The organism is Chryseobacterium mucoviscidosis (assembly GCF_002177115.1).
GTDB classification, from domain to species: Bacteria; Bacteroidota; Bacteroidia; order Flavobacteriales; family Weeksellaceae; genus Chryseobacterium; species Chryseobacterium mucoviscidosis.
In genome coordinates, this window is record NZ_MVAG01000147.1 from 1 (window position 1) to 24,517 (window position 24,517).

The 24,517-nt window shown below is 37.6% G+C and carries 19 protein-coding genes; 14 read left to right on the plus strand and 5 right to left on the minus strand.

All coding sequences use genetic code 11. The features are described 5' to 3' along the window. Nucleotides 1-221 precede the first annotated feature (221 nt). The 4 genes from B0E34_RS17850 to B0E34_RS17865 all read right to left on the minus strand — a co-directional run bounded on the left by B0E34_RS17850 (nt 222) and on the right by B0E34_RS17865 (nt 4,724). Nucleotides 222-866, minus strand: a complete 645-nt coding sequence (locus B0E34_RS17850; protein ID WP_087711722.1) for a 50S ribosomal protein L25/general stress protein Ctc — start codon at nt 864-866, stop codon at nt 222-224. 56 nt (nt 867-922) lie between these two features. Next, on the minus strand, nt 923-1,861 hold the full coding sequence (locus B0E34_RS17855) for a ribose-phosphate pyrophosphokinase (protein WP_087711724.1): 939 nt from the start codon (nt 1,859-1,861) through the stop codon (nt 923-925). Between the two features lie 85 nt (nt 1,862-1,946). Beyond that, the gene (locus B0E34_RS17860) at nt 1,947-3,473 is read right to left on the minus strand and encodes an SGNH/GDSL hydrolase family protein (protein WP_087711726.1); all 1,527 of its coding nucleotides are present in this window, start codon (nt 3,471-3,473) and stop codon (nt 1,947-1,949) included. 15 nt (nt 3,474-3,488) lie between these two features. Next, entirely contained in the window at nt 3,489-4,724 is a 1,236-nt protein-coding gene (locus B0E34_RS17865; RefSeq protein WP_087711728.1) for an OmpP1/FadL family transporter, read from the minus strand. Nucleotides 4,725-4,997: 273 nt separating this feature from the next. Here B0E34_RS17865 and B0E34_RS17870 point away from each other — a divergent pair, with 273 nt between their 5' ends. The 5 genes from B0E34_RS17870 to B0E34_RS17890 all read left to right on the plus strand — a co-directional run bounded on the left by B0E34_RS17870 (nt 4,998) and on the right by B0E34_RS17890 (nt 12,241). After that, the gene (locus B0E34_RS17870) at nt 4,998-6,428 is read left to right on the plus strand and encodes a PSP1 domain-containing protein (protein WP_087711730.1); all 1,431 of its coding nucleotides are present in this window, start codon (nt 4,998-5,000) and stop codon (nt 6,426-6,428) included. Then, nucleotides 6,421-6,885: a gliding motility lipoprotein GldH gene (locus B0E34_RS17875; protein WP_087711732.1), complete on the plus strand. Its 465-nt coding sequence runs from the start codon at nt 6,421-6,423 to the stop codon at nt 6,883-6,885. Before B0E34_RS17870 ends, B0E34_RS17875 begins: the two co-directional genes overlap by 8 nt. Before the next feature lie 6 nt (nt 6,886-6,891). Next, nucleotides 6,892-9,270, plus strand: coding sequence for a penicillin-binding protein 1A (locus B0E34_RS17880; RefSeq protein WP_087711734.1), 2,379 nt, complete (start codon nt 6,892-6,894; stop codon nt 9,268-9,270). Nucleotides 9,271-9,344: 74 nt separating this feature from the next. Next, nucleotides 9,345-10,886, plus strand: a complete 1,542-nt coding sequence (locus B0E34_RS17885; protein WP_087711736.1) for a protein adenylyltransferase SelO — start codon at nt 9,345-9,347, stop codon at nt 10,884-10,886. 80 nt (nt 10,887-10,966) lie between these two features. Continuing rightward, nucleotides 10,967-12,241 carry a DUF6080 domain-containing protein gene (locus B0E34_RS17890; protein WP_087711994.1) on the plus strand — a complete coding sequence of 425 codons (1,275 nt, stop codon included), beginning with the start codon at nt 10,967-10,969 and terminating at the stop codon, nt 12,239-12,241. Nucleotides 12,242-12,343: 102 nt separating this feature from the next. Here the strand turns inward: B0E34_RS17890 and B0E34_RS17895 are convergent, their stop codons facing one another. After that, nucleotides 12,344-12,883 (minus strand): sporulation protein, encoded by a 540-nt coding sequence (locus tag B0E34_RS17895; protein WP_087711738.1) that lies wholly within the window; start codon nt 12,881-12,883, stop codon nt 12,344-12,346. 184 nt (nt 12,884-13,067) lie between these two features. On the opposite strand from B0E34_RS17895, the gene B0E34_RS17900 reads away from it, so the two are divergent. The 9 genes from B0E34_RS17900 to B0E34_RS17940 all read left to right on the plus strand — a co-directional run bounded on the left by B0E34_RS17900 (nt 13,068) and on the right by B0E34_RS17940 (nt 24,471). Continuing rightward, a complete protein-coding gene (locus B0E34_RS17900; RefSeq protein ID WP_076393894.1) occupies nt 13,068-14,432 on the plus strand; it encodes a c-type cytochrome in 1,365 nt (454 codons plus the stop codon). A gap of 23 nt (nt 14,433-14,455) precedes the next feature. After that, on the plus strand, nt 14,456-17,518 hold the full coding sequence (locus tag B0E34_RS17905; RefSeq protein WP_087711740.1) for a TAT-variant-translocated molybdopterin oxidoreductase: 3,063 nt from the start codon (nt 14,456-14,458) through the stop codon (nt 17,516-17,518). A gap of 25 nt (nt 17,519-17,543) precedes the next feature. Then, the gene (gene nrfD, locus B0E34_RS17910) at nt 17,544-18,941 is read left to right on the plus strand and encodes an NrfD/PsrC family molybdoenzyme membrane anchor subunit (RefSeq protein WP_027381049.1); all 1,398 of its coding nucleotides are present in this window, start codon (nt 17,544-17,546) and stop codon (nt 18,939-18,941) included. Further along, the gene (locus B0E34_RS17915; protein WP_076393898.1) at nt 18,928-19,449 is read left to right on the plus strand and encodes a DUF3341 domain-containing protein; all 522 of its coding nucleotides are present in this window, start codon (nt 18,928-18,930) and stop codon (nt 19,447-19,449) included. Before nrfD ends, B0E34_RS17915 begins: the two co-directional genes overlap by 14 nt. Further along, nucleotides 19,442-20,158 carry a c-type cytochrome gene (locus tag B0E34_RS17920; protein ID WP_076393900.1) on the plus strand — a complete coding sequence of 239 codons (717 nt, stop codon included), beginning with the start codon at nt 19,442-19,444 and terminating at the stop codon, nt 20,156-20,158. The genes B0E34_RS17915 and B0E34_RS17920 overlap by 8 nt, the downstream gene beginning before the upstream one ends. Before the next feature lie 8 nt (nt 20,159-20,166). Continuing rightward, a complete protein-coding gene (locus B0E34_RS17925; protein ID WP_076393902.1) occupies nt 20,167-21,498 on the plus strand; it encodes a quinol:cytochrome C oxidoreductase in 1,332 nt (443 codons plus the stop codon). A 161-nt stretch (nt 21,499-21,659) separates the two neighbouring features. After that, the gene (locus B0E34_RS17930) at nt 21,660-22,673 is read left to right on the plus strand and encodes a hypothetical protein (RefSeq protein ID WP_087711742.1); all 1,014 of its coding nucleotides are present in this window, start codon (nt 21,660-21,662) and stop codon (nt 22,671-22,673) included. A 50-nt stretch (nt 22,674-22,723) separates the two neighbouring features. Beyond that, nucleotides 22,724-23,932 (plus strand): hypothetical protein, encoded by a 1,209-nt coding sequence (locus B0E34_RS17935; RefSeq protein ID WP_087711744.1) that lies wholly within the window; start codon nt 22,724-22,726, stop codon nt 23,930-23,932. A 2-nt stretch (nt 23,933-23,934) separates the two neighbouring features. Beyond that, nucleotides 23,935-24,471, plus strand: a complete 537-nt coding sequence (locus B0E34_RS17940) for an adenine phosphoribosyltransferase (RefSeq protein WP_087711746.1) — start codon at nt 23,935-23,937, stop codon at nt 24,469-24,471. Nucleotides 24,472-24,517: the final 46 nt, after the last annotated feature.

The following is a 24,517-nucleotide window of genomic DNA, read 5'->3' on the forward strand; positions in this document are numbered from 1 at the left end:
GATATTTTGGAGAAAAGTTATTTGAAAGGCTGATTATTGCTAATATCACAGCTTTAGGTTAGAAAACGGATATTCAATTTTTTTAATTGATGCTTTTAGTTTTACAAAGACGTTTCACTAATAAAAGATTAACCAAGATTTGAACTCATCATATTTATCTTTTAGTCATAAAAAAAACCTGCCAAAATTTGACAGGTTTTATATTTTTAAATCAGAAATTCTTATTCTGCTGCTGCTTCTGTAGCTTCAGGAGCTGCTCCTTCTTCAGTTGCAACTTCTTCTTCATCTTCATCATCCATTGCTGCTGCACCTCCTTTCATTGCATTTCTAGACATCTTAACAGCTACTACAACTGCGTTGTCCGGGTGCATGAAAGAGTATCCTTCAGTTTTGATACCTCCAACATAAAGTTTGTTACCAATTCTTAACGGAGTAACGTCTACAACGATCTCATCCGGTAAGTTTGCAGGGATTGCTTTTACTTTCAGTTTTCTGAAAGACTGACGAAGAACACCACCAGCTACAACACCTTTAGAACGACCAGTGATTCTTACAGGAACTTCCATGATAACTGGCTTATCATCAGATAACTGATAGAAATCTGCGTGAAGAATTTTGTCTGTAATCGGGTGAAACTGAATATCCTGAAGAACAGCCGGAATTGTTTGACCATCAACCTCAATAGATACCGTGTGTGCTTCAGGAGTGTATACTAACCCTTTGAAAGATTTCTCAGTAGCAGAGAAATTCAAAGGAGCTTCACCTCCGTAAACAACACAAGGAACTAATTCAGCATCACGTAAAGCTTTTGTAGACTTTTTGCCCACGCTTTCTCTTTTTGTACCTTGAATTGTAATAGATTTCATTTATAAAAAATTTAAAAAATTGTTTCAAATTAAATTTGCAAACCTCTAAATATCAGTTAAATAACAAACTTACTGCTAATTGACTGATGCTCGTGAACCATCTTCATAACGTCCGCAAATAATGGGGCGCAAGATAGCACTTTTATTTTAGATGACAAATTATTTTTAACAGGAATTGAGTCAGTTACAATAACTTCCAATAATTTTGAGTTCTCAATATTCTCATAAGCTTTTCCTGAAAGCACTCCGTGCGTTGCCATTGCTCTTACAGATTTCGCTCCTTTTTCCATTAAGATGTCTGCCGCCTTACAAAGTGTTCCGGCAGTATCAATCATGTCATCAATAAGGATAACATTCTTTCCATCTACATCTCCGATAAGGAACATCTCTTCTACAACGTTGGCTTTTTTTCTTTCCTTATAAGCAATTACTACATCTGCACCCAAGTGACCTGCATAGTTTTTCGCTCTTTTTGCACCTCCCATATCCGGAGAGGCAATCGTAAGATTTTCCAGATTGAGATCTCTGATGTAATCTACGAAAATAGTAGAAGCATACAGATGATCTACCGGAATTTCAAAGAATCCCTGAATCTGATCTGCGTGGAGATCCATTGTCATGATTCTTGTAGCTCCTGCTGCCGTTAAAAGGTTTGCCACCAACTTAGCACCGATTGGCGCTCTGGGCTGGTCTTTTCTGTCCTGCCTTGCAAGTCCGAAATATGGAAGCACTACGGTAATACTCTTAGCAGAAGCTCTTTTGGCAGCATCAATCATCAGAAGAAGCTCTAATAAATTGTCTGCCGGCGGAAACGTAGATCCAATCAGGAAAACTCTTCCCCCTCTTACGGATTCGTCTAAAACAGGTTCGAATTCTCCGTCGCTGAATGTCTGAAAGTTGATTTTTCCTAATTCTTTCCCATAATTTTGGGCAATTTTCTCTGCCAAGTCCTTACTCGTCCTTGTAGAAAATAGATAACTTAACTGATCGGCCATTTTTACTTTTTAAAGATTTTGCAAATTTAAAAAAAAAACCACAAGAATTACTCTTGTGGTTTCTAAGTTTTTATTTATCCAGTTATTATGGGAATTTTACTCCGGAATAATTATTTGGATTTACCTGTGGTAAGGTAGATTTATATTTAGCATTGATAGCTTTAATAAATTCATTGGCAATAATTGCATAGCCTCTTCCTGTAAGGTGAACCCCATCAAGAGAGAAAGCTCCCCCGGTTACGAATTTTGCAGTGTATCTTATCCCATCATACAAAATTCCGGATTGAGAATTAAGTTCTACCATTTTAGCATTTGCATCTACAAATGCAAGTCCTTTAGCATCTGCAATAGACTTAATTGAAGTATTATAGGCAGTCATAGCTGTTGTGACATTTGCTGCTTCAGTTTTTGAAAGCACATGCTGGTTTTCTAATGGATAAGAAATACCGTATACATTAATGGAAGCCGGAGCATTCGGATTAGTAGATCCGATTACCGCTCTGGTCGTAAGAAGGATATAATCTTCTGCGGTTGCCTGTCTCGCCTGTCCGTAAATCTGTCCGAAAGCAGCAGCTGTAGCCGCTCCTAAAGACGGCGTAAGTGCCGCAGTAAGCTGTGCTGATAAATTTGTTAAAGAAACATCTCTGATCAAAACAGGATTTGAGGCAGTAGAAGATAAAAGATTGATCCTGTCTCCTGCACCAAAGGCTGTAAGCGCCTGTTTAAGCGGACCGTACAAACTTGTGTTAAGTGTATTAAGATTAGCACCTAAAGCAGCCGGAGTTAACGGATTGTAAGGAACCGTTGTAAAGAAAGGAATAGCGGTTACGCTTGGAATATTTGCGACAACTCCTTTCGCACCGTTGGCCGTAAGAGCAATTACATAAGAATTGATACTGGATGCAACTACATTTGGATCAGAAATATCATTAGATCCATAAGTTGCAGGATTAAGATTTCCTGTCTGAACTACAGCAGGAGTATATGTTGTAACGCCTCCTGTTGTTGTAGAATTTGTTCCTCCACTGGTTGCATAGCTTAAAATATCGTTATTTCCGATCCATAGAGAGAAGAAAGTAGGATTTTGAGCTACTGCTGCAGCTACAGGACTTACCCCTGTAGAAAATCTTGCATAAAACGGATTAAGAGATCCATAGCTCGCAATACCCAAATGGAAAGATTTTGCTCCCGGAATCCCCAAATTCTGATAAGGTGCACCTGAAGAAATGTTGTCTAACGCCGCCGCAGGAGCAGATGCAACCGGAGTAAGTGAGCCATTTACTACACTAAGAACCAGTTTACCCGAAAATCCCGGAAGGTTATTAAATCCACCAACATTATTTGGCATTAAAGGCTGTTTAAAATCTCCTCCTCCTGCAAGCTTCATCTGCATTGCAATCATTGAAGGATAAGATTCGTTTTGTCCATCCAAATAAAGAGCTCCGTCTCTATATCCCGAAGTAAGAGAGTTTCCTAAAGATACGTATTTGGAAAAATTGGCTTCTCCGGAAGTTACTACCACATCCTTTACATCAGTATCGAAGTCTGTATCACAACTTACATTTAACAACAACGCTGAAATAGCGAATGTAGAAATTAATATTTTTTTCATAATTCTTGATTAAAATTAAAATGCGTTATAAGACAAACCTAACCCAAAGTAAAATGCTTGTGCTTTAGCCTGCCCATAAAGGTTATAAAATGCATTGTTTATATTTCTTGACTTCTGGAAGTTGTAAGCTCCTGAAAGGTCTACTCCTAATTTATTGAGTTTAAATCCAATCCCTCCGGTAATTACATTAGCATCAAAAGATGGTGTTTCCGGACTGAAGTGTGCCTCGTCATAAGGTGATTCATCATGATAATATCCTAATCTTCCTGCAACTTTATCTGTAATCATATATTGCGTTCCTATTCTGAAAGCTTTAGAATTGTGGAAGTTTTTAGGTGTTACATTTTTTGTAGGATCATCAGCCTGATTTCCTGCCAATGCGTTTTCAAAATCTAATGTAAGTTTATTATACTTCTCCCATCCGTAGTAATTGAAATCTCCGGAAACCTGCCATTTCGGTGTTATTTTATAGGTAACCCCAATTGTATATTCATCCACCAAAGGAAGAACAGCCTTAAAATTATCCTGTCCGTTAGCATCTAATCTTACTGAAGAATATAATGCCTGAGAAATATTAAATGTAGCTTTTCCTTTGTCTGCATTCATATAAACCGGAGATCTGTATGCAATACTTACATCCAGTTTTTCTTCAGGTCTGAAATAGAACCCTAAACCAAAACCGTGTCCTGAAGCCTTATCATCTTTTAGATTTAAATTTCCTCCTAACTGAGTAACCGCTTTCGTCCAGTCTACACTTCCTTTAGCATAGATATAGCTCGCTCCGAAAGAAACCCAAGGTGATAATTTCACAGAAACCATCGGCTGAAAATAAAATGCCTTCAGTTCTATATTCTCTACAATTTCTTTTCCGGCCCAGTTATCCGGCCATTCTACCGTACTTCCGTAAGGCGTTGAAAAATTAAAACCTAAAGAAAGATTATCTAACACTTTGTAAGCTACCGCAGCATAAATAGGAGTTCCCATAGGATTATCCGTAGAATAAGATTCCAAAGTAGTAAGATTCTGATAGGTTACTTTAGAACTTATCCCGAATCCGCCCGCAGCAACACTAAGTTTTGAAGGAATGAAAGACATTCCCGCAGGGTTAAAGAACGTAACACTCGCATCTTCAGCATGTGCACTGGTATGCGCCATTGCCAATTGTTTCACCCCTTGCAGAGAAACCCTGAAGCCTCCTGCGTAAGATAATACACCTGCCAATAAAGCTGTTGATATCAATATTTTTTTCATAGACTATTATTATATAATCCAAATATAAAATTATTTTAGATACATCTGTTAATAAATCATAAAATTTTAAACATCAACACAAAAGAAAACTATGTTTAAAATAGCACTTTAAGTAAACTCTTTTGTAAATACATCATAGTTAAACATTTAATCAAAATTATATCATCCGGATGCGATTTTGTTTAGTTTTAAACAAAGCTATTCCCGATAATTTGATTATTTTAGACCTCATAAAGATAAAAATCATAAATTTGCAAATTAAATATATTATATATGAGTTGTGGATGTAAAACATCCGGCGATTCTGCACATTCTTGCGGACCCAAGAAGACCGCGAATGGCTGTGAAAATGTAAATACCTGTGGTAATAGTTATAAATTAAGTGTTTTTGACTGGCTTTCTAACATCAACAATCCCGCACCGAACCGATGTGATTTTGTAGAAGTTAGATTTAAAAATGACAGAAAATCGTTTTATAAAAACTTAAACAATATCCCTTTACATATAGGTAGTGTAGTAACAGTAGAATCGAGTCCCGGACACGATGTAGGTGTGGTAAGTCTCACCGGAGAATTGGTAAAGATTCAGATGAAAAAGAAAAAATGTTCTGAAGAATCGGCACTAAAAATATACAGACAGGCGAATCAGAAAGATCTGGAAGTCTGGCAGGAAGCAAGAAAAAAAGAGGACAGCGTAAAAATAGACGCCCGAAAAATAGCACACAGATTAGGTCTTGAAATGAAGATCACCGATGTGGAATATCAGGGAGACGCCTCTAAAGTCACTTTTTATTATACGGCAGATAACCGTGTAGATTTCAGACAGTTGATTAAAGAATACGCCGGAGCTTTCCGTACAAAAATCGATATGAAACAGATCGGTTTCAGACAGGAAGCCGCAAAAGTAGGCGGAATCGGATCTTGTGGAAGAGAACTTTGCTGTTCGACTTGGTTAACGGATTTCAGATCTGTAAATACCAACGTGGCAAGATATCAGCAATTGAGCATTAACCCTCAGAAACTTGCCGGACAGTGTGGTAAACTTAAATGCTGCCTTAATTATGAATTAGACAGTTATCTGGATGCTTTAAGCAATTTTCCGTCTTCTTCCACCACTCTGGATACCGAGAAAGGAAGAGCTTTCTGCATTAAAATCGACGTTTTCAAAAAGAAAATGTGGTTTGCTTATGTAGAAAATTCAATTGCGTGGTACGATTTTGATATTGATCTGGTTAAAAAGCTGATCTCCAAGAATAAACGCGGAGAAAAAACACTTCCACTGGAAGAGCTGAAACAGCCGGAAACGCCTTTTGCAAGCATCGACCTGATTCAGGAAAATAACGTAGACCGTTTCGAAAAGAAAAACAAAGGAAACAGAAATAAAAACCAAAACAGACCGAATAACAACAATCAGAACAGCCAGAATCAGCAGGGTCAGAAGAAAAACAACAACCGACCTGAGAGACAGGAACGTCCTGAAAGAAATGAAAAATCTGTTGAAAAACCTCAAAGACAGGAAAAACAGCAGCAAAAGCCAAAAGCCAATTCTAATAACAACCAACCGAGACCGCAAAAGCCTCAACAGCCTCAACCTCAGTTGGAAAAAGTAGATGCTTCTTCTGGTGCTGAAACCGAGAAAAAAACCAACCCGAATAAAAAGAAATTTAAAAAGAAGTTTCCTCCAAAAAAAGATAACAATGCGTAAAATTTTAGGATTATTTACTCTTATTCTTTTCTTTAGCTGTAATTCTTCCTCCGAAGGAGAAGTTTTTATGAATTCTGTTGATAACAAATGGAATAAGAAAAATGAACAAAAATTTAATCTTGAAATTTCAGATCCTCAAAATCCGAAAAATATTATATTTGTTGTAAGAAATAATAACAATTATCCTTACAGCAATGTAAGGTTTATTGTGAATTTCACCGACCTTCAAAGCAAGAAAAAACAAACCGATACGTTGAATTATGTATTGGCAAAACCAAACGGAGAATGGCTCGGAACAGGTTTTGGGGATACAAAGGAAACTTTGTTTCAATATAAACTGAATTATAAATTTCCCGCAAAAGGAAAATATGAAATCGGTCTTACTCAGGCGATGAGAAACGACAACCTTCCGGGAATTGAAGACATTGGAGTAAAAATAGAAACGGCTAAACCGTAATCATCAATGGAAGTGAACAAACAAAATACTGGGAACAAAGGGAAAACCTTCCCTCTTCCTCCTAAAAAGAAAGACACTACCTGGAAAAGGTGGGTTAAATTTATCTGGATCGGATTCTTTGCTTTGGTTTTAGGAATTTCAGGGCTATTCTTTGCCGTATCGCAAGGTTTCGTAGGAGAAATGCCGGATGTAAAAGAGCTTGAAAATCCGGATATATATGTTGCCTCACAAATCTACTCTTCAGACGGAGTTCTTTTGGGTAAATTTGAAAAAGAGAAAACACAGCCTATCATTTATAAAGATCTCCCGCCTTACTTAATCTATGCTTTACAGGCAAAAGAGGACGAACGTTTTAAAGAACACTCAGGAATTGATTTACAATCAGTTGTAAGAGCGGTAGCTTATGGAGGTAAAAGAGGCGGTGGATCCACAATAACCCAACAGCTTGCAAAATTACTTTTCACCGGAAATGCTTCTCAAAACAGAATTGAAAGAGCATTCCAGAAATTAAAAGAATGGGTTGTTGCCGTAAGTCTTGAAAAAAGATATACGAAAGAAGAAATCATAACACTGTATTTCAATAAGTTTGATTTCTTATTTAATGCTAACGGAATTGAAATGGCTTCGAAGATTTATTTTAATAAAAAAACTTCTGAGCTTACTTTACCGGAGGCAGCTACATTTGTTGCCATGCTTGAAAATCCAAGAAAAAATAATCCATACAGAAATCCTGAAAGAGCAAAAACAAGAAGAGATGTTGTTTTGGATCAAATGCTGAAAACAGGATATATCGATCAGGCAACCTTTGATAAAGCTACAGCAACGCCAATTACAGTTGATTTTCATCCTATAAGTAATATTACAGAAGGCTATTCCGCATATTATAAGTTTTATCTGAAAAAGGAAATAGACAAATATCTTGACGATTACGAAAAAGAAACCGGTAAAAAATTAAATCTTTACAAAGACGGTTTAAAAATATATGTAACTCTTGATTCCAGAATGCAAAAATATGCAGAAGATGCAATCAGAGAGCATTTAACGGATCTTCAGAAAAGATTTGACGCTGAGCAGAGAGGAAGAAAAAACTGGCCATTCTATTACCTGAATGATAAGCAGGTGAATGATCTGATGCTTCAGGCAATGAGAAGAACAGGACGCTACAAACTTCTTAAAGCAGACGGAATGCCGGAAGATTCTATTTTAATGGAATTTAAAAAACCTGTTAAAACCTCAAGATTTACATGGGCTGGAGAAGAAGAAGTAGAAATGTCTCCTTGGGATTCTATCAGATGGCACAAGAAAGTTGCTCAGGCAGGATTGATGTCTGTAATTCCGGGAACAGGAGAAATTAAAGCCTGGGTTGGAGGAATCGATTGGCAGCATTTCCAATATGACCACATTAAGCAGGGTAAAAGACAGGTAGGTTCAACATTTAAGCCTTTCGTGTATGCAACTGCGATTATGAAACTAGGTTTAACCCCTTGTTCTACGATATCTAATGCAAGCTTTAACAAAGGAACTTATCACGTTCCGGGAAGAGGCGGAATGCTTACTTTAAAAGATGCATTGGCGCACTCACAAAACCCTGTTGCGCTTCGTCTTGCCGAAATGACGGGAACACAAAGCGTAATACAAACCGCGAGAGATTTGGGAGTAACAGAAGAAATCTCCACAAGCTTACCAATGGCTTTAGGAGCTTCGGATATTACCATCTACGAAATGGTAGGAGCTTACAGTACTTTTGCTAACTACGGAAACTACAACAAACCGGAGATGATCTGGAGAATTGAAGATGCTAACAGCCGCGTAATTAAGGAAGTAAATGTAGAACCTAAAGAAGTGATGAATCCGCTGTACGCTTATACCATGATTGAACTGATGAAAGGTGTAGCGCAATACGGAACCGCTTCAGGGGAACTGGGAAGAAAAGGAATTTCAAAAGATATCGAAATTGCAGGTAAAACAGGAACAACCCAGAACAACTCAGACGGTTGGTTTATGGGAATTGTTCCGAAACTGGCAACTGGAGCCTGGGTTGGATGGGAAGACCGAGCCACCCACTTCTACGGAACAGGAGAAGGACAGGGAGCTAAAATGGCATTACCGATCTGGGCGATCTACATGAAGAAAGTCTGGGCAGATAAAAGCTTAAAAATCTCTCCGGATGATAAATTCGTGAAACCTTCGGAGTGGAAAGACGGCTGTTCAAACCTTAAAGGATTAGGAGCAGGTTATGGAGATGATGGCGGATTACAGACGCTTGATGAGATCAAAAATCCGAAACCGGCAGATCCAAGCGGACCAAAAACATCCGGTAAAAAAGAAGAAAATGTAAACGAAAACCTAAATACAGGCGAAGACATAGACTTCAATAATAAATAAATTCTTTTTTAGAAATATACAAGACCTTTCAATCATTTGGAAGGTCTTTTCTTTTTAATTAATACCTTTGAATTATGAATCTTGAAAACATACAACAACCCTTTATAAAAAAGTTTCCCGGAGATTTTTCCGGCAATACCCTACAGAGAAATACTCCGAAGGTTTTATTTTCCACTGTTCAGCCGGTTGGTTTTGATCATCCAAAGTTAATTGCTTTTAACGAAAAACTTTCAGAAGAAATCGGACTTGGAGTGCTTGAAGAAAAAGATCTTAATTTTTTGGCAGCAACACATCTTCCCGAAAATATCAAAACCTACTCCACTGCTTATGCGGGACATCAGTTTGGGAACTGGGCTGGACAATTAGGCGACGGAAGAGCCATTCTTGCCGGAGAAATTGAAAACAATTCAGGAAAGAAAAACGAAATACAGTGGAAAGGAGCCGGAGCAACGCCTTATTCCAGACACGCAGATGGAAGAGCCGTATTAAGGTCGTCTGTTCGTGAATATCTGATGAGCGAAGCGATGTTTCATTTAGGAGTTCCTACAACCAGAGCATTGAGTTTAGTATTTACCGGAGAAGACGTTGTAAGAGATATCATGTACAGCGGAAATCCTGAACTGGAAAAAGGAGCGGTAGTCATCAGAATCGCAGAAAGCTTTCTTAGATTCGGTCATTTTGAATTGATGTCTGCCCAACAGGAATACAAAACATTGCAGGAACTTGCAGATTATACCATTCATCATTATTTCAAAGAAATTTCTTCGGAGGGGATTCAGAAGTACAAAGATTTCTTCGAAAATGTTTGCCGCAGAACAGCAGATCTTATGGTAGAATGGTATCGTGTAGGATTTGTTCATGGGGTGATGAACACGGATAATATGTCGATTTTAGGTTTAACGATCGACTATGGACCTTATTCGATGATGGATGAATACAATTTAAATTTCACACCAAATACCACCGATCTTCCCGGAAGAAGATATGCCTTCGGAAAACAGGGACAGATTTCTCAATGGAACCTATGGCAATTGGCAAATGCACTTCATCCTTTAATTAAAGATGAAAAGTTTCTGGAAGATGTTTTAAATGATTACGGAAGCTATTTCTGGGAATCGCACGACAGAATGCTGTGCAGAAAATTCGGTTTTGATCAGTTACTAACAAGCGATGAAAAATTCTTTACCACATGGCAAAGTCTGATGCAGGATCTTCAACTAGATTATACCTTATTTTTCAATGAACTCGAAAAATATGATGACCAGAAAGATCTCAGACAGCAATTTGAAAACGTTTCTTACACATTTTTAAATGATGAGAAACTTTCGAAACTGGAAGATTTTATGAAAGCTTATCAGTCAAGACTAGAAAAAAATATTATTTCAAGGGAAAAATCTTTGGAAATAATGCATAAAGCCAATCCTAAATTTATTTTAAGAAATTATCTTCTCTACCAGTGCATTGAGGAAATTAATGAAGGAAAAACAGAAATGCTGAAAAAATTAACCCACGCTTTAGAAAATCCTTATCACACCATTTATCCGGAATTTTCAGCAAAAAGACCTTCAGATTATGATGATGTATCGGGATGTTCCATGCTTTCGTGCAGTTCGTAGTTTTAAAATCATAAAATCAAAACAAAAACTCATCAGATTTGGTGGGTTTTTTATTTTACTTTTGCAGAAAGTTTTTGCAGGTGTCAAAATTCAAAACAAAATTTATCCATTTTTTCAAATTGCTTTTTCCGTCAACGGGAGTTGAACTTATTGTTTTTCTTTTCTTTCTCGTCGCTTACGGATATATGGGATCATACATTGCGATTCATCATAAAATTATTTTTGACGGAAGAATTCCTTGGGATGCGTATTTCAGCTTCGATAACAAATCTATTGTAATGACTGGCGGAAGTTTTGAAAGACATCCGCTTTCCTACTATTTTTTTAACTGGATCCGCGAATTGGCTTTACTTTTCTCCAACGGAAAAATGGATGGAAATTTCCGTTTCGCTTTAGCCTGGCTGAGTAATCTTGCCGTAAGTTTAAGCATTCTTCAGGTTTTTAAATATCTTAAAAACATTATCCGTCTTCCTTTAGTTTTAAACCTTTTACTAATTCTGTTTTTCGGAGCATTTTCAACAAATATTCTCCTTTCTTTCACTCCTGAAAACTTTACCTACACTTTATTTTTCCTGACCCTCTTTCATCATTATTCAGCTATAAAATTAAAGAAAGAGGAGAAAATTCCGGCTTTAGCTTTGGCTTTTTCAGGAGTTACCATCGGAGGCTTAACGGTAACGAACATTGTTAAAGTCTTCATTCCCGTCGCTTTTGAAAAGGGAGTTTTCAGAAATTGGAAAAAATTTGGAGATGCGGTTTTCAGAGTACTTTTTACCTGCGTCTGTTTTGTTTTATTATACTTAAACCGAATCGATTTTAAATATCAGAATATATTCAGCAAAACCAATGAACAGTACGAAAAGTTCTCCAATGTAAATTCTACTCCGACTTGGGATATGATCCTTTCGTACTTTTTCGGGGGAAATATACTTTTTTCAAATTTCCTGATCCGCGATAAACATAACATGAGCGGTTACCACTACAAAGGGATCATAATGACCGTTTATTCATCATGGATTCCTTATATTTTTATTGCCGTTTTATTGATCCTGATTTGTTGGAGTTATTTTAAAAATCTCAGAAATAAACTCGTTCAGGTTTTAATGATTTCATTCCTGTTTGATGTTATCATTCACTGTGTTATGAGATTCGGACTTCACACGTCATACATCTACGGAGGTCATTTTGTTTTTGTGTATCCACTGTTATTAGGGTGGCTATTTCATTACTACAGGCAATCACCAAAAATTCTATCTTTTTTAACGATGATCTTCCTCATTTTATTCGCTTATCTCATCACAAATAATTATTTAAGGATGACTGAATTCTTTTGGTTTTTAAATAAATTTTATTAAAATTTTACTTTTTATTTTGAAAAATTAAAATTCAAAATCAATAAAAAAAAGCTGAGAAATAATTTTTCCCAGCTTTTCTATTTTTCTATTGCTAAATGTAAATTATTTTGCTTCTGCACAGAAAATTCTGTACTGTACTGCAAGTGCCGATTTAAAATATTCTCTCACTTTAGAAAGATCAGAAGCCGCGCTTTGTTTTGTGAAATAACTCCCCGCTAAAATTTTATAATTCGGTCTTAAAGAAGCATCCGTTTCCACTTTCAGGTTAGGAAATCTTTTTCTGAAATAAGCCTTTACCTCATTGGCTTCTTCATTACTTTTTACCGTTGTAATCTGAATTTTATACCCTAAAATTCTTGGATTTTTTCTGCATATCTCAGCGTTGGTAAGTTCCCTGTTCGGAACATAAATTTTAGTTGGTTTTGAAGGGCTGTAATCTTCGTCATCTTCCCTTGAAGAAGTTGCCAAAGTTGTTTTGGAACACTTATCCTCTATGCTTTCCAGAGCCGCATTCACCTTAGAATCCATCGTCATGGTAAGTTCTGTTCCCGCCAAAGTATCTTTCCTTACAACTTGTTGTGCATCAACACCATAAAATGCAAACACAGAAAGCATCGAAATTATTTTGATTAAATTTTTCATTTAAACTTGTTTGCGCAAATTTATACAAATTAAAAAATTATACCAAATTCAGTTATTTAGAATAATTACAAATTAAACGGAAATGACATTTTCCCCTTTCCATATACCGTTAAATTCCTGTTAAAAATATTATTTTTGCGGGATTGATTGAATGTTCAATATTTACTAACATAAGATAATTTAAATGATTAGTTGGAGAAAGCATTATAGACAGACGTTGATCGCAATAGGCTTATTGCTATCGACCAGTGCTTCAATTTACGGGCAGGACGGCGATCCTAAGAATGGTGAGAAGCTTTTCAAAGCGAATTGTACTGCATGTCACGCACTAGACAAGAAACTTGTAGGTCCTGCTCTTGGAGGAGTAGTTGAAAGACTGAAAAAAGATCAAAATCTAGACATTGACTGGTTTCAAAAATGGATAACCAACAATGAAAAACTTAGAGCTTCCGGAGACAAGTATGCTAATGAAGTATACGAAGCCAACGGAAAAGCGGCAATGCAGGTTTTTGAAGGGAAACTTTCAGAAAAAGATATCAACGATATCTTGGCATACACCTCAAATCCTCCGGCTGAAGAGCCTAAAAAGGATGATGCAAAAGCAACAGCAGCAACAACTGATCAGGCTGCTCCGGCAAACAACACTACAACAAGCGTAGTAATCATTTCACTTTTAGCAATCGCGGCGCTATTGGTTTGGATCTTGGTAAAATTAAGACAGTTGGTAAAACTGGGGCAGTCTGAGGACTTAGCCGGTCTTAACGAAACAAGGGTAAAATCTTTCAGCGAAATCTATGCAAAATATCACTATGTAGGAAAAGGATTAATCGCAATCCTTGCGCTTCTGGCAACTTACGGAATCTGGAACTGGATCATGTGGATCGGTGTTTACAAAGGATATAAGCCGGAACAGCCTATTTATTTCTCCCACAAAATTCACGCTGGAGAACAGAAAATCGACTGTCAGTTGTGTCACTCCAGTGCCAAATACGGTAAAGTATCTGAAATCCCTTCTATGAACGTTTGTATGAACTGCCACAGAACAATTTCTGAATACAACGCAGATCACTACATGGAGCCAGGAAAAGATAAGGCTTTCTATGATGGAGAGATCAAGAAAATCTATGCCGCTACAGGTTGGGATCCTGAAAAACAACAGTACACAGGAAAAACTCAGCCGGTTGAATGGACAAGAATCCACAACATGCCAGACTTCGTATACTTTAACCACGCACAGCACGTAGTAGCAGGTGAGCAGGCGATCATCAATTCTTTCAACAAAAAGAACCCTAACAACAAAATTGATGTTGTATGTAAAGCTTGTCACGGAAAAATCGATACAATGAATGTTGTTCAGATGGCTAACGACTTTACAATGGGATGGTGTATCGAGTGTCACAGAACTACAGAAGTTGACATGAACAACGGTTATAATAAAGAATACTTCAAAAATCTACACGACAAGTTGAAAAAACAGTACCCTAAAGATGGTGGTAAGATTACGGTAGATGCTATTGGAGGTCTTGAGTGTGGTAAATGTCATTATTAATAACTAAAAATTAGAAGTATCAAATGGCTTCAAACAAAATACAATTCAGAAGTATTCACGAACTTAAAGATCCGGCTTTAAACAATAAGCTGGCTCAGAAAGAGTTCCAGGAAGAAATTCCGGTAGAAGATTTCCTTGATGATGCGGAAAAGAACGGTTCTGCTACTTCAAGAAGAGATTTCTTAAAACTATTAGGTTTCTCTACTGCAGCGGTAACATTAGCTGCCTGTGAAGCTCCGGTAATCAAAACGATTCCTTATGTGGTAAAGCCGCATGAAATCATTCCGGGGATTCCTAACTATTACGCTTCAACGTATTTCGACGGTTTCGATTTCGCAAGCGTATTGGTAAAAACGAGAGAAGGAAGACCTATCAAAATTGAACCAAACCCGGCAGCAGGAGACTTAGGTAAAACGAATGCAAGAGCTCAGGCAAGTGTACTTTCTCTTTATGATAATGATAAAGTAAAGCAGCCTAAGTTTGAAGGGAAAGACGAAACTTTCGACAAAGTAGACAGCTTCGTTATCAAAGGACTGGATGAGGCTAAAGCAGCAGGTAAAAGAATTGTTTTACTATCTCATTCTTTTGCATCCCCTACTTTCAAAAAATTATTTACTGAATTTAAAGCTAAATATCCTACAGCAGAATTAGTAACCTATGATGCTTATCCTTATGCTGCAGCATTAGACGCAGCTCAGGAAGTTTTCGGAACAAGAGCATTGCCTGTTTATGATCTTAAAGGAACTGAATTGGTGGTTGCATTCCAGGCTGACTTCTTAGGAGACTACAACGCGGGAGGCTTAGAGTCTTCTTATGCAGTGGCAAGAACTCCGGGAAAAAATATGTTGAGACACGTTCAGGTTGAATCCAATATGTCTTTAACAGGAGCAAACGCAGATTCAAGAATCAGACTGAAACCAAGCCAGGTAAACAAAACGTTAGTTGAAGTTTACAACGCAATCGTTGGTGGTGGTACTTCTGACAAAGCTGCATCTGAAATTGCAAAAGAATTATTGGCAAAAGGAAGCAAAGCAGTTGTTTTCGCTGATGGTTCTAAAGGAGCTCAGGTTTTAGCTCACTTAATTAACCAAAAATTAGGATCAGTAGCTTTCACAGGGAAAGCAAACTTCTTAAAAGATTTTGACAAAGCAAGATTCGAGGAATTCCTTGGATGGGTAAACGGTGGACAGGTTGGTGTATTGATCGCTAACAATGTAGATCCTATTTACTCTTACCACAAAGGAGAAGATTTCAAAAAATCGTTATCTAAAGTTCCTTATGTAATCGCTGTTGCAGATAAGAAAAATGAAATGTACAAAGCAGCGAAAGCTGTAATTCCTGTAGCCAACTGGCTGGAATCTTGGGGAGATATCGAACCACAGACAGGAGTATATTCATTAATGCAGCCTACGATCCAGAAAATCTACAAATCAAGACAGATTGAAGAATCTTTATTGGTTTGGAAAAACGGTAAAAACAATGCTGCTAATAATTATTATGATTATTTAAAAGCAAATGCTACTTCTATCTTAGGAGCAACTTCTTTCAACAAAGCTTTATATAACGGTATCAATGCTTCCTCAAATGCGACAACATTATCGTACGCAGGAGGAAACGGTGCACAGGCTGTTGCTGAATTAGGTGGTTTCAAATCTTCAGATTTAGAATTGGTATTGTATACGAAGACAGCAATGGGAGACGGAACTCAGGCAAACAACCCTTGGTTGCAGGAATTACCGGATCCAATCACAAGAATGTCTTGGGATAACTACTTAACAATGTCTCCGAAAGACGCAGAAAGATTGGGTATTGATAACGATCTTAACGCGAGAATGCAGTTAGACGGTTCTCTTGTAAACCTTACTGTAAACGGAGTAACAATAAAAGATGTTCCTGTATTCGTACAACCGGGACAGGCAGACGGATCAGTAGGTCTTGCGCTTGGATACGGTAAGAAAAACTCAGGAGCGACAGCAGATACCGGTGTAAATGCTTATCCTTTATTCGATGGTTCTAACTTAGTTGTTTCTAATGTTAAAATCGAAAAAACAGGAGAAGATCACGAATTCGCAGGTATCCAGCTTCAGAATACATTAATGGGACGTTACGAAATTGCTAAAGAAGTACCTTTGGCTGATTTCTTAAACGTAGCTTTTGATGATGAACACGACGGATGGAACAAACCTTTGGAGTATCACACCATTAGCGGAGCTCTTCCAGCAAGAAAAATTGACCTTTGGGATGCTTTTGATGACACCGATGGTCCTCACTTCAACTTATCGATTGACCTGAACTCTTGTACTGGTTGTGGAGCATGTATCATTGCTTGTCAGGCAGAAAACAACGTTCCTGTTGTAGGAAAAGAAGAAATGAGAATGTCGAGAGATATGTACTGGTTAAGAATTGACCGTTACTATTCATCAAGACAGAAGGTAGAAGTTTATGAAGGATTAAAAGAAGGAATGGCAGTTCCTGAATTATACGGAACAGCTTTCAACAAAGAAGGTGGTGCATTGAATCACCCGGCTGACAATCCGGATGTAATCTTCCAGCCGGTAATGTGTCAGCACTGTAACCACGCACCTTGTGAAACAGTATGTCCGGTAGCGGCAACTTCACACGGTAAGCAGGGACAAAACCACATGGCTTATAACAGATGTATCGGTACAAGATATTGTGCAAACAACTGTCCTTATAAAGTAAGACGTTTCAACTGGTTTACTTATAACCTGAATGACAAGTTCGATTTCAACATGAATAACGATCTTGGAAGAATGGTTCTGAACCCTGATGTTGTGGTAAGAACGAGAGGGGTTATGGAGAAATGTTCTATGTGTATCCAAATGACTCAGACTACTATTCTTGAAGCTAAAAAAGAGAATAGAATCGTGAAGGACGGAGAGTTCCAGACAGCTTGTTCTAAAGCTTGTTCTACAGGTTCAATCAAGTTCGGAGATATGAATGACAAAGAATCTGAAGTGAGAAAGCAGTATGCTTCAAACAGAAGATATTATTTACTAGAGGAGATCGGAACAAAACCAAATGTGTTCTATCACACTAAAGTAAGAAACAGAGTAGAAAAATAAAGTTTAAATAATAAATAGGTAAAAAATGTCAGGACATTACGAAGCTCCGATAAGGGAACCTCTAATTATTGGTCACAAAACTTATCACGATATCACGGAAGATATTGCACGACCTATCGAAGAAAGAGCAGGTAAATTATGGTGGATTTCATTATATGCAGCCTTAGTTCTATTCATCTATGGATTCGGATGTATCGCTTACACTATCGGAACAGGTATTGGAGCATGGGGACTAAACAGAACTATTAACTGGGGATGGGATATTACTAACTTCGTATGGTGGGTTGGTATCGGTCACGCCGGAACCCTAATCTCAGCGGTATTATTATTATTTAGACAGAGATGGAGAATGTCTGTAAACAGATCTGCAGAGGCGATGACGATCTTTGCGGTTGTACAGGCGGCAATCTTCCCGGTTATCCACATGGGTAGAGTTTGGGTAGGATATTGGGTATTCCCTTTACCAAACCAATTCGGTTCTCTTTGGGGGAACTTCAACTCTCCTCTACTTTGGGACGTATTTGCGATCTCTACGTATTTCTCGGTATCAACAGTATTCTGGTTCATGGGATTGATCCCTGACTTTGCAATGATCAGAGACAGAGCGAAGACACCTTGGACTAAGAAAATTTATACTTTCCTTGCATTCGGTTGGGGTGGTAAAGCAAAACACTGGCAAAGATTCGAAGAACTATCTTTGGTTCTTGCAGGTTTAGCAACTCCGCTTGTATTCTCTGTACACACTACCGTATCTTTTGACTTCGCAACTTCGGTTATTAAAGGATGGCACTCCACAATTTACCCTCCTTACTTCGTTGCCGGTGCGATCTTCTCAGGATTCGCAATGGTACAGACGTTATTGTTAGTTGCAAGAAAAGTATGTCACCTTGAAGATTACATCACTATGTATCATATCGAAATTATGAACATCGTAATCATCTTAACAGGTGGTATGGTAACTGTAGCTTACGCCACCGAATATTTCATCGGATGGTATTCCGGATCAAGATTTGAAGATTTCACATATCTTTCTCCTGGTGCTGCTGTTGGACCTTACTGGTGGGCTTTCTGGTCACTAATTATCTGTAACCTTGTTGTTCCTGCTTCTTTCTGGTTCAAGAGACTAAGAACGAACATTATCTGGACATTCATCGTTGCATTAATTATCAACATCGGTATGTGGTTTGAGCGTTTCGACATTATCGTTATCAACCTTTCAAGAGATTACTTGCCTGGTTCCTGGACGATGTTTAAGCCAACAATCATTGATGTGGGAGTATATTTAGGAACAATCGGATTCTTCTCTGTATTATTCTTATTATACGCAAGAACATTCCCTGTAATTGCACAGGCTGAATTAAAATCGATTTTGAAAATCTCAGGTGAAACTTATAAAGCAAAAGAAGGAGATGAGCACCACTAAAATTGTATACGGACTTTATGCGGACGACGACGATTTAATGAACGGCGTTAAAGCATTCAACGATAAAGGAATCAAAATAAACGAAGTGTATACTCCGTTTCCGGTTCACGGACTAGATAAAGCTTTAGGGTTAAAGAAAACAAGAATTTCTGATGCCGCTTTTATCTACGCTTGTTATGGAGTTACGATCGGTGCTACTCTTACATGGTATGTAATGAACCACGACTGGCCTCAGAACATTGGGGGTAAACCAGCTTTCGACTGGGCTCACAATATGCCGGCTTTCGTAGTACCTATGTTCGAACTTATGGTATTCTGCGCAGCACACATGATGTCATTAACTTTCTTGGTAAGAAACAAAATGTATCCCGGAGCTCCTGCACAAAACCCGGATCCAAGAACAACGGATGATAAATTCTTAATGGAATTTGTAACTGAAGATGTAGAATCTGTAAAGCAGTTGCTTATTGAAACTGGAGTTGAAGAAATAACTGTTAAAGATGCTTAAAATGAAAAAGAATGTATTAAAAATTACAGCAGTTTTAGGTTTAACAACAGTTTTACTTAACTCTTGCGGACCAAAAGAGAACACTCCGCTGGTCTATTTCCCGGATATGTATTTTCCGGTAGCATACGATCCATTGATGAAAGCTCAGGATGCTTATTCAGATCATGAAAATGAAATTCCTGCTTTTGTTAAAAATAATTTTGCAACAGGTCTTTCTCCTGTAGAAGGATCCGTAGCTCAAAATAAAGATGGTGTTTTCGAAGAAGGATTACTTCCAAAAACACCGGATGAATACAATGCTGGTTATGATGCTTCAAAAACAGTAACAGGATCTCCTTTAAACCCAGCAAACGCTGCAAAAGATCTTGAAAGAGGAAAAAGCCTTTTCGAGAAAACCTGTTCAGCTTGTCACGGTGTAGGAGGAGACGGACAAGGGCCAATCGTTCAGTCCGGAGCATTCTCTGGTGTACCAAACTATGCAGACAGAGATATTACTGTAGGATCTGTTCATTATGTAATAACCAACGGTAGAAACGCAATGGGATCTTATGCAGGACAACTTAGCGCTGGAGACAGATGGAGAGTTGCCATGTATGTAATGGATGCTTTCAAAAAAGGAGCTGCAGCACCTGCGGCGGCTACAGCAACAGCTACTACAGCGGCTGCCCCTGCGAAATCTGAAACGATGACTACCGAAACTAAAAAATAAGAAAAGAAATGTATAGTTTTTCACCAAAATTAAAATCAACTTCTATAATCCTTCTTGTTGTAGGTTTAGTTCTTTTTGCTGTTGGTTTCTTTATGAATAAAGGAATTACTACTGAAAAAATAGAACATATGATGGAGGCGGTTCATGCTTCTGGTCATACGGCTCCTACACATTCTAGTGAAATGGTAGGACCTCAGGATCACGCAGCTCACCTTGAGCATGCTACTCTTCAGGTTCACAACCAGCCTTTAGCGGCAATACATTTTGTAGCTGTATTTTTCTTTGGAGTAAGCTGCTGCGTATTATTCTTCTATTCTATTCAGCACGCTGCACACGCAGGTTGGCCAATTATCATTACAAGAGTAATGGAAGCTATTGCTTCTTATATTCCTTACGGTGGTGCTATTCTAATCATTCTAATGATTTTAAACATCACACACCAAGGTCACCTTTTCCATTGGATGGATCCGGAATTAACAGACCCAAATTCTGCTCATTTCGATGTGATCTTATTTGAAAAAAGAATTTTCTTAAATATCCCTTTCTATGCAGTAAGAACTTTCATCTATGTATTAGGTGCTTCTTTCTTCGCTTGGAAACTGAAAGCTCAGTCTAAAAAAGTAGACGAAACAAAATCAAGAGTAGAATATCAAATGCTTTACAGATGGGCAGTAGGATATATCGCATTCTTCGGTTTTGCTTCTGCAGCTTGGGCTTGGGACTGGTTGATGTCTATTGATCCTCACTGGTATTCTACCATGTATATCTGGTATTCAATGGTAAGCTGCCTTTCAAGTGGTATTGCGGTAATTATTCTTTTAAGTGTTTATTTAAAGAAAAACGGATTCCTTCCACAGTTCAATGATAACCACTTACACGATTTAGGAGTATTCCTATTTGCAACAAGTATGCTTTGGACATATACATGGTTTGCACAGTTCATGTTATACTGGTACGCAAACATTCCGGAAGAGGTTAATTATTTCTTCGGACGATTCCAGCACTACTCTCCTACTTTCTTGCCAATGCTTATTGTAAACTTCTTATTACCGTTATTAGTATTAGTAAGCAGCAGCATCAAGAGAAACTACAAAGTGGTTACAACAATGGCAGTAGTCGTAATTTGTGGTCACATCTTAGATTACTTCAACATGGTAATGCCGGGAACAGTAGGACCATATTGGAAAACTCCTGAAGTATTTATCTTAATCTTAGGAGCAATCTTATTCGTAGTTGGATTATTTATGTTCACAGTGCTTTCAGCATTATCTAAACTTAAACTGATCCCTACAGGTAACCCTTACCTTCACGAATCTGAAATTTATGAATATCCTTTCTAAGGAATTTGTAACAAGATAAAAACAAAAAAGACTGATTGTAATGATCAGTCTTTTTTTGCTTTTTTGTGCAGAAATAAAAAAACAATGCAACCTTTTTAAGTTTTCGTTGCCATATAATCAAAGAATGATTTAAACTTAAAAAAACATTAATTGTATCAATCATGAAAAAAAATCTCCTGTTATTATTTTTAACAATCCTCGTAAACTTCATCAATGCACAAAGTATCACTTTCGTTTCAGAAAAAACCAATAAGCCCCTTCCTAAGGTTTCTGTGTTTGGGAAAGACGGGAGCATTTTAGCTTATTCGGATATCGACGGAAAAATCGACAGGCAGTCCATAAAACCGGATCAGGAAAAGTTTCAGCTCATCTACGATAATATGTCTGTTGCTACTTTGTCCTATGCGGATTTCGACAAGGAAACTATTAAAGTGGATGACAGGGTAAAAGATATCGAACGTGTTGTCATAAAAAATAACAAACCCGCAAAATATATTTTTGTAAAAGGAAATTTTAACACTTACGTTACTGTAAACAATAAACTAAACTGCTACACAGACGGAATCATTACTTACATTTTTGATAATAAAACAAAAAAACTGAAAAGTGCCAATGTAGAACAATACAGAGCATTCAGGATTGAAGATAAAAATGTTGATAAAAAACTGACAGCTTCCTTCGATTATGGTAAAATGATGAATGTTCCTGAAATGAAAGATGTCGGAAATATTCAGGAATACAAAAAAAAGAACGCCGTCATTAAAGAGCTGAAAGGAGACCGAAAAGATCAGATCGAAATTGCTCACAGTGCTTTACAGGAAAAAGAAGTAAATTTTTTAGGATACCGTTTTTACGATGTAAAAGTTATCTCAAATGCTTCTTACGAGAAAGAAAGCAATAAGACCTTAAGAGAGCTTCTGGAATTTAACGACATTCGATTTATCAAATTAAAACACAAAAGTGAACCAGACTACAATCAGTTGATTTACTACAGCAATTTTTATCCCGCAGAAATAGAATTCAGAGACGATAATGATATCGAAAGTGTAAATCTGAATACCAATAAAAGCAGCTATACAACAAAATACTGGGAAGATTCATCTTTTCCGAATATGCAGACCGTTTTCAGCTCATTTTTCAAAGATCAGTTGAAAGAACAACAAAATAAAAAATAAAACACTCTATTAATAAAGGTTTTATTATTTTTGTGGTAAACCGAAAAAAAATGAAAAAGTTGTCTTTTCTACTAATTTTCAGCATGTTGCTTTTCACAGCATGCAAGCAAGATCATGTAGATGCTACCAATACTAAAACTTTGCAGTCGAGTATCAATGATATGACGGCAAGTTTACCTACCATTAAACAGATTAAATTTAACGAGGCACTCTACATCCTGAAAACTTTCGGAGTAGACGCAGATGGTGATTTTGCTGAACTGAAAGCCTTAGGACAAATGATTGATGGAAAAAAAGTTCCCGAAATCATGGCAATGGCAGATCAGGTAGCCCAGAAAAACGGAATCGAATGGGCAAGTACAGCACCTCCTTCGTTAGGAGCATTAGGAGAAATGAATATCTTTGGAAACGAAACAGCTAAAGAAAGCGATCCGAATGACGTAAAAGCAAACTCGTTAAGCATTTCTACAAGACCAACGGGAGATGACGGAACCGGAGCTCCAACAGCAATTCAGATTGTTCCGAGATTGGTAGACAATGCCGGAAATCCGGTATCTTTTACAGGAGCAGGTCTGGAAGCAACGCTGGAAGTTTTCAGCAATGGCGTAAAACTTTCTACCGCGAAAAACTTAATGCAGGATAATAACTTCAAAGGATTTAATTTAAAATTCTCTTCAATTCCTGCAGCTCAGGTTGTTGATAATAAAATCGACATCACGGTTTCTGTAAAAACCACTGCGAAAACTTTCAAAATGACAAAAATAGGACTAGATGTTAATCCTCTTTTACTGAAAGTTCCGGCTGCTCCGAAAGTAGATTCAACAGCAGTTATTCAGGATCCCGCTGTAATCGATCCTAATAATCCGAATGCAACAGTTCCTTCTACAACAGATCCGAATGCAGCCACACCTACAACTCCTGCAGCACCAAAACAGCCAGCTTCAGATCCGAAAAGTACTGTTTCAGGATTTTTAAATAACGTAAGCGCTCAAAACCTAAAAGCTGCGTACAACTCTGCAAGCAATCCGAACTGGGGAAGTTATGAGTCGTTCTCAAATCCGACTTCAGGATTTGGTTCTGTGAAAAACGTAAGCGTAAAAAACATCACCACCAATGCTTCCAATTCAACTTCTGCAAGTGTGAGTGCAACGTATGATGTAACGGATAAAAGTGGAAAAACAACTTCACTGAAAGCAACTTTCGGACTTAAAAATGTAAACGGAGACTGGAAAATTTCCAGCTACAAAATCAATCCATAAAAATGGCATCGCAGCAGCTCACTACGAAACTGAAAGAAATAATTGAAAATATACCTGATTTTCCGATTCCGGGAATTCAGTTTAAGGACATCTCTCCTATTTTCCTGAACCCGAAACTGTATGAAGAGGTCATTGCAGATCTGGTACAATTCAGCAAAGGAAAAGTTGATGCGGTTTGCGGAATTGAAAGCAGAGGTTATCTTTTCGGGATTGCCATCGCTGTTGCATTAGAAGTTCCTTTTATTTTAATCCGAAAAGCAGGAAAACTTCCGCCACCAGTCATTTCAGAAAAATATGATCTGGAATACGGAAGTGCTGTTATCGAAACCCGAGAAGGACAGTTAAAATCCGGACAAAGAGTCCTGATTCATGATGATCTTTTAGCAACGGGAGGAACAACAGAAGCTGCCGCTAAATTGGTTGAAAAACAAGGCGCAACCGTTTCCCAATTCAGTTTCCTAATTGGATTAAAAGACTTAAAAGGCGAAGAAAAACTGAAGAAATTTAATGCGGAAGTATATCATATTTTAGAATATTAAACTGAATTAAATATAGATGCTTCGACAAGCTCAGCATGACAACGCT

Bases quoted from the DNA above. Each gene is read 5' to 3' on its own strand.
- B0E34_RS17860 (WP_087711726.1), bottom strand. From the start codon at position 3,473: ATGAAAAAAATATTAATTTCTACATTCGCTATTTCAGCGTTGTTGTTA.
- B0E34_RS17895 (WP_087711738.1), bottom strand. From the start codon at position 12,883: ATGAAAAATTTAATCAAAATAATTTCGATGCTTTCTGTGTTTGCATTT.
- B0E34_RS17850 (WP_087711722.1), bottom strand. From the start codon at position 866: ATGAAATCTATTACAATTCAAGGTACAAAAAGAGAAAGCGTGGGCAAA.
- B0E34_RS17925 (WP_076393902.1), top strand. From the start codon at position 20,167: ATGTATAGTTTTTCACCAAAATTAAAATCAACTTCTATAATCCTTCTT.
- B0E34_RS17940 (WP_087711746.1), top strand. From the start codon at position 23,935: ATGGCATCGCAGCAGCTCACTACGAAACTGAAAGAAATAATTGAAAAT.
- B0E34_RS17880 (WP_087711734.1), top strand. From the start codon at position 6,892: ATGGAAGTGAACAAACAAAATACTGGGAACAAAGGGAAAACCTTCCCT.
- B0E34_RS17875 (WP_087711732.1), top strand. From the start codon at position 6,421: ATGCGTAAAATTTTAGGATTATTTACTCTTATTCTTTTCTTTAGCTGT.
- B0E34_RS17855 (WP_087711724.1), bottom strand. From the start codon at position 1,861: ATGGCCGATCAGTTAAGTTATCTATTTTCTACAAGGACGAGTAAGGAC.
- B0E34_RS17915 (WP_076393898.1), top strand. From the start codon at position 18,928: ATGAGCACCACTAAAATTGTATACGGACTTTATGCGGACGACGACGAT.
- B0E34_RS17935 (WP_087711744.1), top strand. From the start codon at position 22,724: ATGAAAAAGTTGTCTTTTCTACTAATTTTCAGCATGTTGCTTTTCACA.
- B0E34_RS17920 (WP_076393900.1), top strand. From the start codon at position 19,442: ATGCTTAAAATGAAAAAGAATGTATTAAAAATTACAGCAGTTTTAGGT.
- B0E34_RS17930 (WP_087711742.1), top strand. From the start codon at position 21,660: ATGAAAAAAAATCTCCTGTTATTATTTTTAACAATCCTCGTAAACTTC.
- B0E34_RS17870 (WP_087711730.1), top strand. From the start codon at position 4,998: ATGAGTTGTGGATGTAAAACATCCGGCGATTCTGCACATTCTTGCGGA.
- B0E34_RS17900 (WP_076393894.1), top strand. From the start codon at position 13,068: ATGATTAGTTGGAGAAAGCATTATAGACAGACGTTGATCGCAATAGGC.
- nrfD (WP_027381049.1), top strand. From the start codon at position 17,544: ATGTCAGGACATTACGAAGCTCCGATAAGGGAACCTCTAATTATTGGT.
- B0E34_RS17865 (WP_087711728.1), bottom strand. From the start codon at position 4,724: ATGAAAAAAATATTGATATCAACAGCTTTATTGGCAGGTGTATTATCT.
- B0E34_RS17885 (WP_087711736.1), top strand. From the start codon at position 9,345: ATGAATCTTGAAAACATACAACAACCCTTTATAAAAAAGTTTCCCGGA.
- B0E34_RS17905 (WP_087711740.1), top strand. From the start codon at position 14,456: ATGGCTTCAAACAAAATACAATTCAGAAGTATTCACGAACTTAAAGAT.